At 66.8% G+C, this 16,177-nt stretch carries 18 protein-coding genes and 1 pseudogene; 15 read left to right on the top strand and 4 right to left on the bottom strand.

Going from position 1 to position 16,177, the window contains the following annotated elements:
• Positions 1–6: 6 nt before the first annotated feature.
• From LGR69_RS30050 to LGR69_RS30030, 5 genes are read left to right on the top strand one after another with little or no spacing between them, the layout of a single operon-like run.
• Entirely contained in the window at positions 7–522 is a 516-nt protein-coding gene (locus LGR69_RS30050) for a cytochrome c oxidase subunit II (protein WP_007568996.1), read from the top strand.
• Positions 519–2,270 carry a cbb3-type cytochrome c oxidase subunit I gene (locus tag LGR69_RS30045; RefSeq protein WP_007568994.1) on the top strand — a complete coding sequence of 584 codons (1,752 nt, stop codon included), beginning with the start codon at positions 519–521 and terminating at the stop codon, positions 2,268–2,270. The genes LGR69_RS30050 and LGR69_RS30045 overlap by 4 nt, the downstream gene beginning before the upstream one ends.
• Positions 2,267–2,884: an SCO family protein gene (locus LGR69_RS30040; protein WP_007568992.1), complete on the top strand. Its 618-nt coding sequence runs from the start codon at positions 2,267–2,269 to the stop codon at positions 2,882–2,884. Before LGR69_RS30045 ends, LGR69_RS30040 begins: the two co-directional genes overlap by 4 nt.
• The gene (locus LGR69_RS30035; RefSeq protein ID WP_007568989.1) at positions 2,877–3,515 is read left to right on the top strand and encodes a cytochrome c oxidase assembly protein; all 639 of its coding nucleotides are present in this window, start codon (positions 2,877–2,879) and stop codon (positions 3,513–3,515) included. Before LGR69_RS30040 ends, LGR69_RS30035 begins: the two co-directional genes overlap by 8 nt.
• A gap of 25 nt (positions 3,516–3,540) precedes the next feature.
• Entirely contained in the window at positions 3,541–4,212 is a 672-nt protein-coding gene (locus tag LGR69_RS30030) for a YoaK family protein (RefSeq protein ID WP_052311458.1), read from the top strand.
• A gap of 14 nt (positions 4,213–4,226) precedes the next feature.
• On the opposite strand, the gene LGR69_RS30025 is transcribed toward LGR69_RS30030, so the two are convergent.
• Both LGR69_RS30025 and LGR69_RS30020 read right to left on the bottom strand, forming a co-directional pair.
• Entirely contained in the window at positions 4,227–4,793 is a 567-nt protein-coding gene (locus LGR69_RS30025; protein WP_370881423.1) for an inorganic diphosphatase, read from the bottom strand.
• Positions 4,700–6,373, bottom strand: a complete 1,674-nt coding sequence (locus tag LGR69_RS30020) for a bifunctional protein tyrosine phosphatase family protein/NAD(P)/FAD-dependent oxidoreductase (protein WP_007568984.1) — start codon at positions 6,371–6,373, stop codon at positions 4,700–4,702. The genes LGR69_RS30025 and LGR69_RS30020 overlap by 94 nt, the downstream gene beginning before the upstream one ends.
• A 150-nt stretch (positions 6,374–6,523) precedes the next feature.
• Between LGR69_RS30020 and LGR69_RS30015 the strand changes: the two genes are divergently transcribed.
• From LGR69_RS30015 to LGR69_RS29980, 8 genes are all read left to right on the top strand, one after another.
• Positions 6,524–7,189, top strand: a complete 666-nt coding sequence (locus tag LGR69_RS30015; RefSeq protein ID WP_043075144.1) for a peroxiredoxin — start codon at positions 6,524–6,526, stop codon at positions 7,187–7,189.
• The gene (locus tag LGR69_RS30010) at positions 7,186–8,082 is read left to right on the top strand and encodes an MBL fold metallo-hydrolase (RefSeq protein WP_085985826.1); all 897 of its coding nucleotides are present in this window, start codon (positions 7,186–7,188) and stop codon (positions 8,080–8,082) included. The genes LGR69_RS30015 and LGR69_RS30010 overlap by 4 nt, the downstream gene beginning before the upstream one ends.
• Entirely contained in the window at positions 8,079–8,453 is a 375-nt protein-coding gene (locus tag LGR69_RS30005; protein WP_007568978.1) for an ArsR/SmtB family transcription factor, read from the top strand. Before LGR69_RS30010 ends, LGR69_RS30005 begins: the two co-directional genes overlap by 4 nt.
• Positions 8,450–8,869, top strand: a complete 420-nt coding sequence (locus LGR69_RS30000) for a YeeE/YedE family protein (protein ID WP_007568976.1) — start codon at positions 8,450–8,452, stop codon at positions 8,867–8,869. The genes LGR69_RS30005 and LGR69_RS30000 overlap by 4 nt, the downstream gene beginning before the upstream one ends.
• Positions 8,866–9,315: a YeeE/YedE family protein gene (locus tag LGR69_RS29995; RefSeq protein WP_007568975.1), complete on the top strand. Its 450-nt coding sequence runs from the start codon at positions 8,866–8,868 to the stop codon at positions 9,313–9,315. Before LGR69_RS30000 ends, LGR69_RS29995 begins: the two co-directional genes overlap by 4 nt.
• A complete protein-coding gene (locus LGR69_RS29990) occupies positions 9,312–10,082 on the top strand; it encodes a sulfite exporter TauE/SafE family protein (RefSeq protein ID WP_007568973.1) in 771 nt (256 codons plus the stop codon). Before LGR69_RS29995 ends, LGR69_RS29990 begins: the two co-directional genes overlap by 4 nt.
• A 524-nt stretch (positions 10,083–10,606) precedes the next feature.
• Complete coding sequence (locus LGR69_RS29985; protein ID WP_007568971.1) at positions 10,607–11,824, top strand: molybdopterin-dependent oxidoreductase; 1,218 nt, start codon at positions 10,607–10,609, stop codon at positions 11,822–11,824.
• Between the two features lie 15 nt (positions 11,825–11,839).
• The gene (locus LGR69_RS29980; protein ID WP_007568969.1) at positions 11,840–12,181 is read left to right on the top strand and encodes a hypothetical protein; all 342 of its coding nucleotides are present in this window, start codon (positions 11,840–11,842) and stop codon (positions 12,179–12,181) included.
• A gap of 3 nt (positions 12,182–12,184) precedes the next feature.
• Here LGR69_RS29980 and LGR69_RS29975 read toward each other — a convergent pair whose 3' ends face one another.
• Positions 12,185–13,081, bottom strand: coding sequence for a LysR family transcriptional regulator (locus tag LGR69_RS29975; protein WP_007568968.1), 897 nt, complete (start codon positions 13,079–13,081; stop codon positions 12,185–12,187).
• Positions 13,082–13,572: 491 nt separating this feature from the next.
• Between LGR69_RS29975 and LGR69_RS29970 the strand changes: the two genes are divergently transcribed.
• Positions 13,573–13,866, top strand: a complete 294-nt coding sequence (locus LGR69_RS29970) for a hypothetical protein (RefSeq protein ID WP_128755109.1) — start codon at positions 13,573–13,575, stop codon at positions 13,864–13,866.
• A 220-nt stretch (positions 13,867–14,086) separates the two neighbouring features.
• Positions 14,087–14,617 (top strand): response regulator transcription factor, encoded by a 531-nt coding sequence (locus tag LGR69_RS29965; protein ID WP_039904502.1) that lies wholly within the window; start codon positions 14,087–14,089, stop codon positions 14,615–14,617.
• Between the two features lie 234 nt (positions 14,618–14,851).
• On the opposite strand, the pseudogene LGR69_RS29960 reads toward LGR69_RS29965, so the two are convergent.
• Positions 14,852–16,177, bottom strand: a pseudogene (locus LGR69_RS29960) (ABC transporter ATP-binding protein); the annotation flags it as partial.

Raw genomic sequence — 16,177 nt, 5'->3', positions numbered from 1 at the left:
CCCGCGATGAGCGAGACCGGCGCGTCGTCCGCCTTCGAGGACGCTTTTCACAAAGCCGCGGAGCGCCACGAGCGCGCTTGGGTTTTCCTGGCCGTCACGATGCTGACCCTGCTGCTCGCCGGCACGATGTTCCTCGTCGTCTACGCCTACGGAATCGTCGTGCGTACCGACGGCTTCCGCCGCGATCCGGCCGCGCTCGATACCCCCGAGGGCAGCATCGTGAAGACCGGTCCGAACGCCTACACCGTCACCGTGGTCGCCCACCTCTGGCGCTGGAGCCCGAGCCCGCTGCGCATCCCCAAGGGCGCGACCGTCACCTTCCGCGTGACCAGCGCCGACGTGCTGCACGGGTTCGCCATCCAGGGTACCACCGTCAACGTCACGGCGGTGCCGGGCATCACCGGCAGCGTCACCTACACCTTCAACCGGCCCGGCACCTTCAACATCGTCTGCAACGAGTATTGCGGGCTGGAGCATCAGGGCATGCTCGGGCGCATCGTCGTCACGGGAGATCCGGCATGACCGCCACCGCGATCCCCGGCACGCTGCCGGCTTCCGTCGCCGCACCCGCTGACGTCTTGGCGCCGCAGCGGCGCACGATGCTGGCCTTCCTGGTCTGGGGCTTCTCGGCCCTGATGATCGGGGCGATGATCGGCCCGCTCCAGGCGCTCAACTACGGCGGCATCAACGCCTACCCGGCCCTCACGCCGATCCTGAAGTCCTACTACCAGGGCCTGACCATCCACGGCGTGCTCAACGCCTACATCTTCACGTTCTTCGTGACCTGCGGCCTGCTGGTCTATCTGCCGGCGCGCGAACTCGGGCTCGCGCCGAGCATGGCGCTGTGGCGCGGCTGCTTCGCGACGATGGCGCTCGGCACGCTGATGCTGCTGCTCGCCATGTTCGACAACTCGTCGAGCGTGCTGTGGACGTTCTATCCGCCGCTCAAGGGCAGCGCGTGGTTCTACCTCGGCATGACGCTGGTCGTCCTCGGCAGCCTGATGCCGCTGCCGATCCTCCTAGACCTACGTGCCCGCTGGAAGGCGCGCCGGCCCGGCGAGGTCACGCCGCTCGTCACCTACATGAGCCTGACGACCATGCTGATGTGGGCGCTGGCCGGGGGCGGCGCGCTGATCGAGCTCGTCGTCCAGCTCAACCCGTGGGCGCTGGGGCTGACCGATACGGTCGACCCGATCGTGGCCCGCACCCTGTTCTGGTGGACCGGACACCCGATCGTCTACTTTTGGCTGATGCCCGCCTACGTGAGCTGGTACGGGCTGCTCTCGAAGCAGATCGGCGGCAAGCTCGTGTCCGACCCGATGGCGCGGCTGACCTTCGCGCTGCTGCTCGTGTTCTCCCTGCCAGTCGGCAGCCACCATCAGTTCACCGATCCCGGCTTCTCGCCGGTCTGGCGCGGCATCCTCACCGCGCTCACCCTGTCGGTGGCGCTGCCGAGCTTGGTCACCGCCTTCACCATCGGGCTCAGCCTCGAATACGCCGGGCGACTGCGCGGCGGCCGGGGCTGGCTCGGCTGGTTCACCGCTCTGCCCTGGCGCGACCCCAGTGTCGCCGCGCAGGTGCTGGCGATGCTCACCTTCATCTTCGGCGGGGCCGGCGGCATCGTGAACGGCAGCTGGGAGCTCAACAACATCGTCCACAACACCACGTGGGTGCCGGGCCACTTCCACATCACGGTCGGGACCGCCTCGGCGCTGACCTTCATGGGCGTGGCATTCTGGATGCTGCCGCATCTCACCGGCCGCGCGCTCCTCAGCCGGCGGCTGGCGCTCGCGGCCGCGTGGCTGTGGTTTACCGGGATGTCGGTGTTCGCCCTCGGCATGCACTGGGCGGGCCTCTTCGGCGTGCCGCGCCGGGCCTGGGTGTCGATGCTGCCGCGCTCGGTCTACGACCGGGTCTACGGCGACGCCCATCTCGCCCTGATCCTCGTGGCGGTGGGCGGCTGCATCCTGTGGCTCGCGACGATCGCCTTCTACACGGTCTTCCTCGGCAGCCTCGGCACGCGCCGCCTCGACCGGCGCCCGGCGATCCCCTTCGCCCAGGCCTTCGGCGGCCGCGAGAGCTACGCCCTCGACGGCGGCGAGCCGGTCGGCATCGTCGCCCATCAGGAAGCCTCGAAGCTCGCCCGCGCCCTGGAGCATCTCGGGCTCATCACCGCCTTCACCGCGCTCGCCACCGCCGCGGCCTATGTGCCGATCTTCTGGCCATTCCTCCGGAACGTCACCGCCGCCCGCGGGTGGGTCGTCTGGTGAGAGGTGCCGGCATCACGCGACGGGCCGTCCTGAGCGCGCTGCCGCCTGTCGCGCTCATCACGCTGTCGCCCGTCGCGCTGCGGTGGGGACGCTCCGGCGGTGCGCTCATCGGTACGCCGGTCCCCGCCGGTCCGACGCCGCCGCTCGCCTTATCGAAGACCGATGGCCGGCCGTTCGACCTCGCCGCCGAGCACGGTCGCCTGGTCCTGGTCTATTTCGGCTACACGCGCTGCCCGGACGTGTGCCCGACGACGCTGGCCGACGTGGCGGCCGCGCTCGCCCACCTGAGCGCCGGAGAGGCCGCAAGGGTGCGTGTAGCCTTCGTGAGCCTCGACCCCGCGGCGGATCCAGCCCCGGCGTTGCAAGGCTACCTCGGAAGCTTCGGTCCCAGCCCGCCCTTCGTCGGCTTGACCGGCTCGCCCACGGCGGTCGCGCGGGCCGCCGCTGCATGGGGCGTCACGTGGCGGAAGGCGGAAGGTGGCTTCTTCGACCATAGCTCATTCGTGACGGTGGTCGATCCGGGCGGAATTCGCCGCCTCCGCTACGGATACGCGCAAACCCAGGATCCGATCGCGCTCGCTCACGATCTCAGCGTCCTTCTACACGATGCCTGAGCGAGCGCTTCCTTCCCTCCGCCGCGCGGCCGGTGCCACGGGCATCGTCGTGACGGTGGTGGCCAGCCTCGGTCTACGCGACCCGCTGGCCTCGATGGCGAGCTACACCGCCGCTCTGATGGCGCTCAACCAGATCGCTCCCCCACTCCTTCTCCTCGCCCTCGACCGCCCGGGACCGCGCGCGGCGAGATTCCTCGCCGCGACGCTGGATCCAATCCTGGCGTTTACGGCCTTCTGCACCCTGAGCGTCGCGGTCAGCCTGCCCGGCATCTTCGAACCGACGCTGGCCAACGCGCTGTACGCGGCCCCGCTCGGGCTGCTCGAACTCGGGACCGGCCTCATGATGTGGGCGCAGGCGATGCCGGCGACGCGTCAGGTCCACTCGGCCTGGCGGGTGGCTCTGCTCCTCTGGATCGCGAGCGTCCCGATGACCGCGGTCGCCGTCGTGTGGATGCTCAGCCCCGACGTCCTCTACACGCCCTATCTCGACGTCATCTGTCGATGGAACGTGCCGCCGCTCGTCGACCAGAAATGGGCGGGGTTCGTGATGTTCGCAGCCGGCATGCCGATGCAACTCGCGGCCGTCTGGCTTTTGCTGGGCCTGTCAGGGGCGCAACGCGATGCCGCCTGAGCCCGCATCCGAGTCACTCCCCACCTTGCGTGGCATCGACTGGCTCGCCGCCCTGCTGGCCGGCATCGCCGGCGCGACGGATGCCACCGGCATCCTCGCCTTCGGCCGCTACACGGCGCACATGTCGGGCACGACCTCGCAGACCGTCGCGCACGCCCTCTCGAACATGGGCCCGGTGGCACTCGGCATCCTCGCGATCCTGTGCTTCGTCGCCGGCGCCGCGCTGTGCGGCTTCGTGGCCGAGGCGTTCGCCGCGCGGGCGGCCCGGCGGACTCTGGCGGGCCTGCTCGCGGTCGAAGGGCTGCTGCTCGCCCTGGCCGCGACGCTGCTGACCGCCGCACCGGAACCGATCCTCGCTCTGGCGCCGATGGCCTTCGCGATGGGCCTCCAGAACGCGACGAGCTCACGCCTGCTCGGACCGACGATCCGCACCACCCACGTCACCGGGACGCTGACCGACCTCGGCGACGCGCTCGGCGCCTTGGCACGGCGCGGCCTCGGGCGGCGCGCGGCGCTCACGGACGTGGCGGTGCGCAAGGGCCTGCTGTTCTGCGCCTTCGCGGGCGGCGGGGCGTTGGGCGGAGGCGGATACGTCTGGGTCGGCTTGTACAGCCTCTTCGCCTCTGCGGCCCTTCTCGGCCTCGCTGCTGTCGCCCTCGCGCGGTCCGGCCGCGCAGGGATGGCGACGCGGCCCTGACCGATCCTGCTTCGTCAGGCCGATCCCGCCGAAGCGGGATTACTGGCGCTCTCGATCGCCTCGCGGATCATCCGGCGGGCGGCCGCCGGGCCGTCCCAGCCCAGGATCCGCGCCCACTTGCCGGGCTCCAGGTCCTTGTAGTGCTCGAAGAAGTGCTGGATCTGCTGGCGCGTGATCTCCGGCAGGTCGGTGTGGTCGCGCACGGCATCGTAGCGGCGGGTCAGGCGCGCGGCCGGCACGGCGACGATCTTCTCGTCCGTCCCGTGCTCGTCCTGCATCAGCAGGACGCCGACCGGCCGCGCGCGCAGCACTGCGCCCGGCACGATGGCGCGCGTATTGGCCACGAGCACCTCGCAGGGGTCGCCGTCTGGTACCTCACCAGCTGCCAGGGTGGGAGCTGCCATCATGGCGAACAGCGACAGGGCCACGGTGAACGTCCGGTGTCTCATGGGCATCTTCCTTCCGATGTTCGTGGTGCGGTGGCGGATCAGGCGGCGGCTTTCGGCTTGGCCATCCATTCCCGGCCCTTGAGCATCCCGCTCCAGTAGATGGGCGGAAGCATGCGTTCCTTGAGGAACCAAGCCATAGCACTCGGTTTCGTGCCGTCGATGAACCAAGACGGAAAGCTTGGGAGGAGCTTGCCGCCGTAGCCGAACTCGGCGAGCAGGATCTTGCCCCGCTCGACCGTCAACGGACATGAGCCGTAGCCGTCATAGACGGCCTCGGGCTCCTTCACGAAGCCCATCTCATGCAGGAGGTTGTGCGCCACGATGGGTGCCTGCTTGCGCGCGGCCGCGGCGGTCTTGGCGTTGGGGGCGCTGCAAGCGTCCCCCAGGGCGTAGACATCAGGGAAGCGCGCGTGACGGAGGGTGGCGTGATCGACCTCGATCCACCCGGCGGCGTCGGCCAAGGGCGAAGCCCGCACGAAGTCCGGGGCCTGCTGCGGCGGCACGACATGCAGCATATCGAAGTCCGTCTCGACCTCGGAGGTCGCGCCGTCCACGCCGGTCCGGGTGAACCAGGCCCGACGGCCGGGCCCATCAATTCGCGTGAGGTTGTGCCTCAGGTGCAGGCCGGCCCGGTAGCGTTCGATGTATTCCATCAGGGGCGGCACGTACTCCTTGACCCCGAACAGAGTGGGCGTGGCTGTGAAGAAATCGATCGTTACGTCGCCCAGCAGGCTGGCCCGCTGCCAATGGTCGGCCGAGAGGTACATCGCCTTCTGGGGGGCACCGGCGCACTTGATCGGCATCGGCGGCTGCGTGAACACGGCACGCCCCTTCCGCAGGCCCTGCACGAGTTCCCAAGTGTAGGGCGCGAGGTCGTAGCGGTAGTTCGACGTGACGCCATTCCGCCCAAGCGTACCCGCGAGCCCGTTGATCCCATCCCAATTCAACTTCAGGCCCGGGGCCGCGACGAGCCGGTCGTAGCGGACGACGCGGCCGTCCTCCAGGACGACCGCCTTACGGTCAGGCTCGAAGGCCGCCACGCCGGCCTTGATCCAATGCACTCCCTCGGGAATCAGCGACCCCATCGTGCGGGCGGTCTCGTCGGCCGTGAACACGCCGCATCCGACCAGGGTCCAACCAGGCTGGTAGTAGTGCACGTCCGCCGGGTCGATGATCGCGACCGTGAGGTCGGGCTTGCGCACCTTCAGGCTCGCGGCGACAGCGATGCCGGCCGCCCCGGCCCCTACGATGACCACGGTATAGCTCGTCCCGCCATCGTCGCTCGGCGAGCGCCTCCCGGCCGCGATGCGCCGGGCGGAGCCGGCCATGTCATACCCAGCGGCCTTCGTCGCCGCGAGGATGTCCGGAAGCGGACGACCACGCCGGCCTTCGGCGAGCGACCACAACGTCGCCGAACGGGTGCCGGTCCGGCAGTAGGCCAACACGGGCTTCGGCGAGGTGCGCATCGCCTCGGTGAAGGCGGCGACATCGTTCTCGGTGATGCCGCCTGACACGGCAGGCAGGTAGGTCATTTCCAGCCCAGCCTTGCGAGCCTGAGTGGCGACCTCCTCATAGGCCGGCTGGTCGGCGGCCTCGCCGTCAGGACGGTTGCAGATGATCGAGCGGAAGCCGGCCTCGACGATGGCACCGACCTCGCTCGGCGCAAGCTGCCCCGAGACGGAGAGGTCCTGCGTGATCCGTTTCGCGTCCATGGATACCTCCGGGCGGGCAGTGATCGATCCGATCAATATATATTAATATATATCGACTTCTAAGTCACAAGACGAACATATATTGACAGGGCGCGCAAGGGCCTGCACTGTCATGTCATCGATGGATCTGTGCCGTGGATACGTCATTTCATGAATTTAGAAAGCGACATCGTCCGACCTGACGTGGTCAATGCCGCGGGCCCGCCCGTCCTGTGTGACGTGGCGCCTCCCTTCCGCGCGAGGACGACGATGGGCGAGCGCTCGCTCGACATGTACCGAGGGCGCTGGCTGGTGTTCTTTTCGCATCCGGCCGACTTCACGCCGGTCTGCACCAGCGAGTTCGTGGCCTTCGCGAAGGCATCGGACCGCTTCCGGGAGCTCGGGTGCGACCTGCTCGCCCTGTCGGTCGACAGCCTGTCCTCCCACCTCGCTTGGAAGCACAGCATCGAGCATCGCTTCGGCGTGCGCGTGCCGTTCCCCATCGTGGAGGACCCGGCGATGGGCATCGCCAGGGCCTACGGCATGCTCCCGGCGAACGCGACGTCGAGCGCCACGGTGCGGACGACCTTCGTGATCGATACGCAGGGCGTCGTCCGGGCGACGGTGTCCTACCCGATGACCGTGGGCCGCAGCGTCGACGAGGTCCTGCGCCTGGTGGCGGCCCTCCAGGCGACCGACGCGGCCGACGTCTCGACCCCCGAGGGCTGGATGCCGGGCGACCCCGTCATCGTCGCACCGCCCCTCACCTTCGACGAGATCACGGCCCAGCCCGAGACCGGGGCGTCGGACTGGTACTACCGACTGGGGAGCGCATGACCATGGCCGGCCCCGATCCCAGACCCGTCGTGCAGGGCTTCCACGAGGCCACCAGCGGCAGCGTCCAGTACGTCGTGTCGTGCCCGGTGACGCGCCGCTGCGCCATCATCGATCCTGTGCTGGACTTCGACGAGAAGGCGGGGACCACCTCGACGCGATCGGCCGATGCGATCCTCGCCTATGTCCATGGCGAGGGATTGCGGGTCGAGTGGATCGTCGACACCCACCCCCATGCCGACCACCTCTCGGCGGCACGGTACCTGAAGGAGGCCACCGACGCCCCGACGGCGACGGGCGAGCACGTCGTCGACGTCCAGGCGCTGTGGAAGGGCATCTACAATCTGCCCGCCGATTTCCCCACGGACGGCTCGCAGTGGGACAGGATTTTCGCCGACGGAGAGACCTTCCAGATCGGCGAACTCGACGCCCGCGTGATGCATTCGCCGGGACATACGCTCGCCTCCATCACGGTCGTGGTCGGAGACGCCGCCTTCGTCCACGACACGCTGTTCATGCCGGACTCCGGGACGGCGCGCTGCGACTTCCCCGGCGGCGACGCCGCGAGGCTCTGGCGCTCGATCCAACGCATCCTCGCGCTTCCGGACGGGACCCGTGTCTTCACCGGCCACGACTACGGCCAAGGTGGCCGGGAGCCACGTTGGGAGAGTACGGTCGCGGAGCAGCGGGCGACCAACACGCACATGGTCGCCGCGGGCACGGAGGACGAGTTCGTGGCCGTCCGGAAGGCCCGCGACGCGACCCTCCCGATGCCGAAGCTGATCCTGCACGCCCTGCAGGTGAACATTCGCGGCGGTCGGCTCCCCGAGCCGGAGGCGAACGGCAAGCGCTACCTCAAGATCCCCCTCGACGCCTTCGGGAGGACCGCCCCTTGACGGAGGAGCTCACGCTTCGGATCGGCGACGCGCTCAAGGTCCTGGCGAACCCCAACCGGCTGCGCATCGCCTTCCTCCTGCTGGAGGGCGAACGCTCGGTCACCGACATCGAGCGCGAACTCGGCATTCGGCAGCCGACCCTGTCGCAACAACTCGGCGAGTTCCGAGAGGCCGGGTTCGTCTCGACCAGGCGGGAGCACAAGTCCGTCTTCTATCGCGTCACGGAACCGAGGGTCGTGGCGGTGCTGAACGAGCTTCGCCGGATCTACTCGGCCGCGCCGGACAGCCTGCCCGCGATGCGGGCGGCACCTGCCGGACGCCCCCGCCCTCAGCAGGCCGCGATGTTCGGGCTGGTCGGAAGTCGGGCGTGAGCGCCTTCCTGTCGCCGCTCGTGGGTGGCCTCCTCATCGGCGCGTCCGCCGTCGTCCTGCTCCTGGGCAATGGGAGGATCGCAGGCATCAGCGGCATCGCTGGCGGTCTGCTTGGACCATCCAGACGCGACACCCTTTGGCGCGGTGCCTTCCTCGTCGGCCTGCTTCTCGGCCCGATCCTTTATCGGATGCAGGCCGGGCATTGGCCCGAAGTCCGGATGGAGGCGTCCTGGCCGATGTTGATCGCGGCCGGCCTCCTCGTCGGCTACGGCACCCGCCTCGGGTCGGGCTGCACAAGCGGGCACGGGGTGTGCGGAATAGCCCGGCTATCGCCGCGCTCGATTACGGCGGTGGCCGTCTTCATGGTCGTGGCCGCAGTGACGGTGTTCATTGTCCGTCATGGGATCGGCACATGACCGGCGCCCTTCGTCTGGCGGTCGCCCTCTTAGCCGGCCTCCTCTTCGGCCTCGGTCTCGCCATCTCAGGCATGATGGACCCGGCCAAGGTTCTCGGGTTCCTCGACGTGGCGGGGCCATGGGACCCGAGCCTCGCCTTCGTCCTCGGCGGTGCGGTCGGCGTCTCCGCCCTCGGCTACGTGATGGCGGCCTGGATGGGGAAACCGGCGACGGCCCCGCGGTTCGACATCCCGACGACACGCACCGTCGACGCCCGGCTGGTCGGCGGCGCAACGCTGTTCGGGATCGGATGGGGCCTAGTGGGCCTGTGTCCCGGTCCGGCACTGGCGGCGCTTACCCTCGGCCTGCCTTCGATCGGCGTGTTCGTCGTCGCGATGCTCGCGGGCATGGTTCTGTTTCGTCTCACGCCGGGCATGACGCCACGAACCGGCGAGGTCCGACGGTGAGCGCGCTTCCCGCCCTGCTGTCTGGGGGTGGCGTCGGCTTTACGCTCGGGCTGATCGGCGGCGGCGGGTCGATCCTGGCGACGCCCCTTCTGCTCTACGTCGTCGGGATGTCCCAACCTCACCTGGCCATCGGGACCGGGGCGCTGGCGGTGTCGGCGAACGCCTTCATGACCCTCGGTGGCCATGCCAAGGCCGGCAACGTCCGATGGGGCTGCGCGGCGGGTTTTGCGCTTGTCGGGGTGCTCGGGGCCCTCGTCGGATCGACCCTTGGCAAGGCGTTCGACGGAGAGAGGTTGCTGTTCCTGTTCGCCGTGCTGATGGTCGTGGTCGGCGGCCTGATGCTGCGTCCGGCAAGTGACGGTGGCCCTGCCGACGAGCATGCGCCGGTGTCGGTGCCGAAGGTCGTGGCCTCGGCCCTGGCCGTCGGGATGCTGTCGGGGTTTTTCGGCATCGGCGGCGGCTTCCTGATCGTGCCGGGGCTCCTGTTCGCCACCGGCATGCCGATGATCAACGCGGTCGGCTCGTCGCTCCTCGCCGTGGGGGCCTTCGGATTGGCCACGGCGGCGTCCTACGCGCTGTCGGGCCTGGTGGACTGGGTCGTGGCCGCGGAGTTCATCGCGGGGGGCCTCATCGGAGGCTTCATCGGCATGCGGCTGGCCTGCCGGCTGGCCAACCAAAAGAGGCTCCTGAATCGGATCTTTGCCGGGGTCATCTTCGCGGTAGCGGGGTACATGCTCTACCGGAACGCCAGCGCGTGGGGACTCTAGCCCAGCTAAGCATGAGCGGCTTTGCCTTGCCTAGCTGACGCCCACCCGAACGCGGTGCCGAGCGGCACGCAGCCTCCGTGGTTTCAACCATAGACCTCCGCGAAGATCTGGCCGGTATCTCGAAGGTAAGACTTCCGATCTCCTAGCTTTTACTGACTCTACGTTTATATGATGCGGATTTTTAAGTCAGATATCGATAGATGTTCGCCATAACTGCGAATAATAGCAGATTAACTATGCTGGCAATCCTAGTTACAGAGTTGGCAGCGAGTGCCAAAGCACCTCTTAAGAGGTTACCGATACTGGCTGCGTCGTGGCATGTAGCGACCAGCGGAGCGTTGAAGGGAAGCACACTGTGCCCAGTACCAGCCCGTAGATGCTCCTCGATCGACGAGAATAATGATCTATAAAATCGATTAAAAATATAAGAATATTCTATTGGAAGACACGCTGTAGAGAAGATATCCCTTGCACATCGTGGTGCGGGTGCTCAGTGCGCCGCGCCCGCAAGGCGGAGAACACCCTTGAACCACCACGCCCTGTCACGTCGTGTAGTCCTCGCCGGTCTCGGCTTCGGCAGCCTCGGTGCCGCCGCGCCTGCCTGGGCCACTGGCTCAGTCAGGCTACCGCTGCCCGGCGGCCCCGACGCGCGCGACCTCACCACGGGGTTTCCCGGTAAGGGGTCGATGATCCTGCAGCGCACCCGCCCACCCTTGTTGGAGACGCCGTTCGAGGTGTTCGACCAGGGTGTATTCACCCCCAACGACCGCTTCTACGTGCGTTGGCACTGGGCCTCGATCCCCACCGAAGTCGATGCCCCGAGCTTCCGCCTCAAGATCCACGGCCATGTCGAGAAGGAACTCTCCCTCTCGCTCGACGAGATCGCCCGCCTGCCGCAGTTCGAGATCGCCGCGGTCAACCAATGCTCGGGCAACTCGCGCGGTCTGTTCGAGCCGCGTGTCTCCGGCGCGCAATGGGCTAACGGCGCCATGGGTAACGCGCTCTGGACCGGCGTGCGGCTCAAGGACGTGCTCGACCGGGCCGGCGTGAAGGCTGGCGCCGTGCAGGTGCGTTTCAATGGCCTCGACGAGCCTGTGGTCGCCGACGCGCCCGACTTTAAGAAGTCTCTGGATCTCGATCACGCCCGCGATGGCGAGGTGATGATTGCCTACGCGATGAACGGCGAGCAGCTGCCACTGCTCAACGGCTTCCCGCTCCGGCTCGTCGTGCCAGGCTGGTACTCGACCTACTGGGTCAAGATGCTGTCCGACATCGAGGTGCTCGATCATGCTGACGAGCAGTTCTGGACGAAGACCGCCTACCGTATCCCCGCCACTCCTGGCGCGAATGTCCGGCCCGGAGAGACCGGCTACGCCACCGTGCCGATCAACCGGATGGTGCCGCGTTCCCTGCTGACCAACGTCAAGGCTGACGCCTTGGTGAAGGCCGAGGCTCCGCTCAATCTGCGGGGCATCGCTTTTGGGGGCGATTGTGGGGTGAGGACCGTCGAGGTCTCCTCTGATGGCGGGCAGAGCTGGCTTGCCGCTGCTCTCGGCAAAGACGAGGGCAGCTACAGCTTCCGTCGCTTCGAGGCGAGCCTTCCTGCCCTAATCGCTGGCCGGCACGAACTGAAGGTCCGCTGCACCAATACGAAGGGCGTGGCCCAGCCACTGGAGCCGACCTGGAATCCGAATGGCTTCATGCGCAGCGTGGCCGAAACCACGCCCGTCGTGGCATCCTGAGGCGAGGAGCAGAGCATGTCCCCGATGATCCTGCCCCGCCTCGCGCTCGCCGCGCTGTTCGCCGTCTCGCTCGTCGGAGGAGCCGCCCTGGCTGGCGAGGCGATGCGGTTCAAGTCTGTCTCGGTCCAGCTGCCGCAGAGCGACCGGACCTTCCCGGGCGGCCACGAGGCAGAGGCAATCAACAACAACTGTCTGGCCTGCCACTCGGCCGCGATGGTGCTGACTCAACCCAAGCGCTCCAGGACTGAATGGAGTGAGACGGTTAACAAGATGATCCACACCTACAAAGCACCGATCGACGATACGGACGTGCCCGCTATCGTCGATTACCTCGCCAGCATGAAACCACAGCCTTAGCAGTCAGGCCGTTCTCGCAGGAGCGGCCTTGATCAGGTCGAGGAGCGCGTCGGCGGCCCGGCTGCGGTAGCGCTCCTTGTGACGCAGCATCCGGTACGCCCGCTTCGGCAGGTCGAACGGTACATGACAGAGCGTCTCGGCCTTGAGGCTTGCCGCAGCCACACAGGCCGAGAGCACGGTCGCGCCACCGCCCGCCTCGACCGCGGACCGCACCGCCTCGTTCGAGGGCAGTTCAAGCATCACCGTCAGACGTGTCGGGTTGAAACCGCGCTGGGCCAGTGTCTCCTCGAAGGCCGAGCGCGTGCCAGAGCCCGGCTCGCGCAACACCCAGCTGCCCTCCGCAAGCTCGTCCAGCGACAGCTCACTGCGCCTTGCCCAGGGGTGGTCAGGGGCGACGAGGAGCATGAGCTGATCCTCGGCCACCGTCGTGCTGGTCAGCGCCGGATCGTCGAGCGCGCCTTCGACGAAGCCCAGTTCGGCCCCACCCTCGCGCACAGCGGCCGCGGCCTGAGTGGTGTTGCCGACCGTCAGATTGAGGGTAATCTCCGGATAGGCACGGCGAAAGGCGACCAGGTAGCGGGGCAGCCAGTCACTCGCGATCGTCTGGCTGGCCTGGATGCTCAGCGTGCCCCGTCGAAGTCCGCTGAGTTCAGCCAGCACCAGCTCGGCACACTCTGAGCGGGCGAGCACGGCCCGCGCCTCCCCGAGGAAAAGGCGACCTGCTTCGGTGAGCTCGATGCCGCGCCCAACCCGGTGGAAGAGCTTGACGGCGTGCCGCCCCTCGATGGCGCTGACAGCCGAGCTGACGGCGGATTGAACCAGATTGAGCGCTTCAGCGGCACGCGTGACATGCTCGCGTTCGGCGACCGCCACGAAAATCCGGAGTTGGTCGAGGGTCATGTAGCCACCTCGGGTGGGATCCTGGCTCGCGTCCTCGACTTGAGCACTGAGACGTTCGGCTTAGCAGAACCGAAGGTCCACATCGCTGAACCGAGCGGCCTAGAGATAATCGAATTTTCAGATCAGAGTCAGCGTAAAAATGCGTTGGATCGAACCATTTCCGGGTGAGATCCTTGGTCCGAACCACGAGGCTCCTATGACAAACCGCAGTCCCAGTTTGATTGCTCAGGTCAACGGCTATCCGCCTGGACTGACGCTGTGGGTAGCGGTTGCTGCCGCGGCGACCTAGTTCCGGGGGTAGAAGAGCGGATGTTCGACCGGGCTTAACTCGAAGCTCTGGTTCGCACCAACCTGATCAACACCCACGTGCGCATCGTCTGGACGCCCGCGACCGGCGCTTCTTTCCTGGCATTGCGCTCGGGGCGCCCGCAGCATGCCGCTTTTCTTCCGGGGCGGTATGATTGCGAAGCTACACAGGACAGGCCCTGATCATGACTAGGATCCAGGCGAACGATCAAGCTGCCGAATGGACGGCACGATTGACGAAGGGCTGCGCGATCTCGGCGATACCCAAGCCGACATATGCGCAACTGGAGGAGTTGCGTCATGACCTCTACACGGTCACGGACCGTCTTCTGGTGCTGGATGTACCCGCGGAAAGCTGGCCGGATTCACTCAATCTGACGATCGAGGATTGGGAAGCGCGGCAAAGCCTAACCTGTCACCGGGTGGTCGCTGTTCAGGTCAACTCCGGATATTTTAAGATGTCGCCAAAATGTTCTTAGATAGATAATAGTAAGTTCGATTTATAGTTGCATCTGACGCGCGCACTCACGGCCCGGAACGACAAATACTTAGGTCAATCTGCCTTCAATCCATCACCTTCTGAACGGGCAATGTCGCTTGCAAGACGTAGCCGCTGGCGGGGCTCAAGCTGGAGGATTGAACTGGGTGCGTCGGGATAAAGGTTTGGTGGATTGGGTGGGACGAACATCTCGATGCCCGATGGCGGCGCATGAGCGGCCTGGATGCCTCCTGCTCGCTGACGCGGATCCGGTCAGCCGAGAGCAACGAGGGCGGGAGTTGGCCGAACTGGACTACCACGTCTGGGTGGCCTCATCTCTCGGTGAGGCATCCGCGATCATCGCGGCTGAACAGCCACACTTCGCCATCATCGATTACAAGCTGTCGGACGGCAGCGGAGTCAGCCTGATCCCGAGGCTCGTCACAGCAGATCCCGCTGCCCGCATCGTCGTCCTATCGTTCTATGCCACCTTCCAAGGTGCAGTTACCGCCTTACGCATGGGCGCGACCGATTTCCTGGCTCGGCCAGCGGCAACCGCCGAGATCGATGCGATCCTGCGCAAACTACCGGACGGATGTAGGCTCAGCGGTGCGCCGGACAGCTCGCTGGAAGCTGTCACCCGACGCCACGCTCAGGAAATCTTGCGCGTCATGGCCGATGACATCTGCGCCACAGCGCGTGTGCTGGGCATCGACACCCGTACGCTACGAAAACTGCTCGTGCGTGCCTAGCCGTCGATACTTCAAAACGTGACCGGGCCTTTGATCTGTAAGGTTCGCCGGCTCTTCGGCTGGATACCGATAGGGCTGGTACCGATGGCGAAGTCTGGACAAAGGAGCGGCGGCTGCAATATCCCTCCGCCTCGGCAGTTCGGATGTCATCGCCGACGACGTCGCACGATGGCCCACCCTGCTTGTCCTGGCCACGCCAAGCGACGCGAAGGCCTGCTCTTCCAGCCATACGCGTCAGGCCAGTACCACAGGAGAGGATGCTTGCGCGATGTGCACAGCACCGGATCGTTCTACCGTGACCTGGACCGGCAATAGAGCCGCTTCCTCGGCTGTGTCCGTCACGACCAGAAGACTCTCAGGCGCGAGCGGGCCCGACGTGAGCGCCTCGATCACGCCTGCACAGTCCTCAAGGTGCCGCAGCGTGCCGTCCAGAACGAGGAGATCTGGCTGGCGCAGGACGGCACGGGCAAGCTCGATCGACGCTTGCTGCCGCACCGTGAGGAGCCGGCCACGGTTTCCGACGCCGTAGTCGAGCCCGCGGACCCGCACGTCGCCTTCAAGCCCGAAGTGCCGCACGGCGGCTCGGACGTGCTCTTGGATGTCGACTTCGGCGTTCATCTGCGTCGTGTCGATGCGTCCGAACAGGAGATTGTCCAGCATCGAGCTGCGCATATTGATGCGGCCCGGATCGAACGGCGCGATATCGGGCTTGCCTCCCGAATGCAGCCGCGTCTGGAGCGGTCCGCGTGCACCCACGATCCGCCGGCACAACGGTCTGTCCAGCAGCCCGAGCCGGTGGGACGGCTCGATATAGGACAGTGCGAGGGTGAGGAAGACGTCGTCGCCGGGCCTATCGGGAAGCGCGCGATCTCCGAGAACGGCGAGACGTCGCTCGATCTCGGGTAGAGCCTCTTGGTCGATCACTGGGAGGCAACGGAACAGGGCATGTCCCGGCGGAAGGCCCCGGGAGATCTCGACGAGCGTGCGAGCGACCGCTACGCCAAGACGGTCGAGGTCTCTGAGCAGGCCATGTTCCGCCAGCACAGCGCGGAAGCGCGGCTCCGACGCGAGGCGTTGGCCAACGAGGGCTGGATCTGTAGGCACGCCGAACAGGAGGTTCTCCGCAACTGTCGCGCGCTGGTTGTATTCCTCCAGGTCGAACGGCAGGACGAGATCAGTCTTGCCGGTGGCGACGAGCCGGCGGTGCAGGTGCCGGCGCGCCGCAATCATGCGCTCGCCCAAAGGCGTACCCTCGCAGCGCGAGGTCGCGGTCAGGCCGAACCGGTAGAGATCCTCATCCATGCCGAGTCGGGAAAGCAGATCCAGCATCCGCAGGTCGAGCGCGCGGGTGTCAGACGCACCGAGCGCGGCAAGGTCGACCCATTGCGTGTCCACTGGGTCTGGGGAGTTGCCCGCGCGATGCGCCTCGAACAGGGGCCGAGTGTCCTCCAGGTCCGACTGTGGGGCTGTGCGCAGTCCATAGATGTAGCGGCGCGCAATCGAACTGTGGCGGAGGCGCAATCGAGGGCGTTTTCCGGCGCACGATCGGTGAGACTGGAG

It is taken from the genome of Methylobacterium brachiatum (assembly GCF_020523825.1).
Classification (GTDB): Bacteria; Pseudomonadota; Alphaproteobacteria; order Rhizobiales; family Beijerinckiaceae; genus Methylobacterium; species Methylobacterium brachiatum.
Note: the sequence above shows the minus strand (reverse complement) of the source record. Positions and strands in the feature narration are given on the sequence as shown.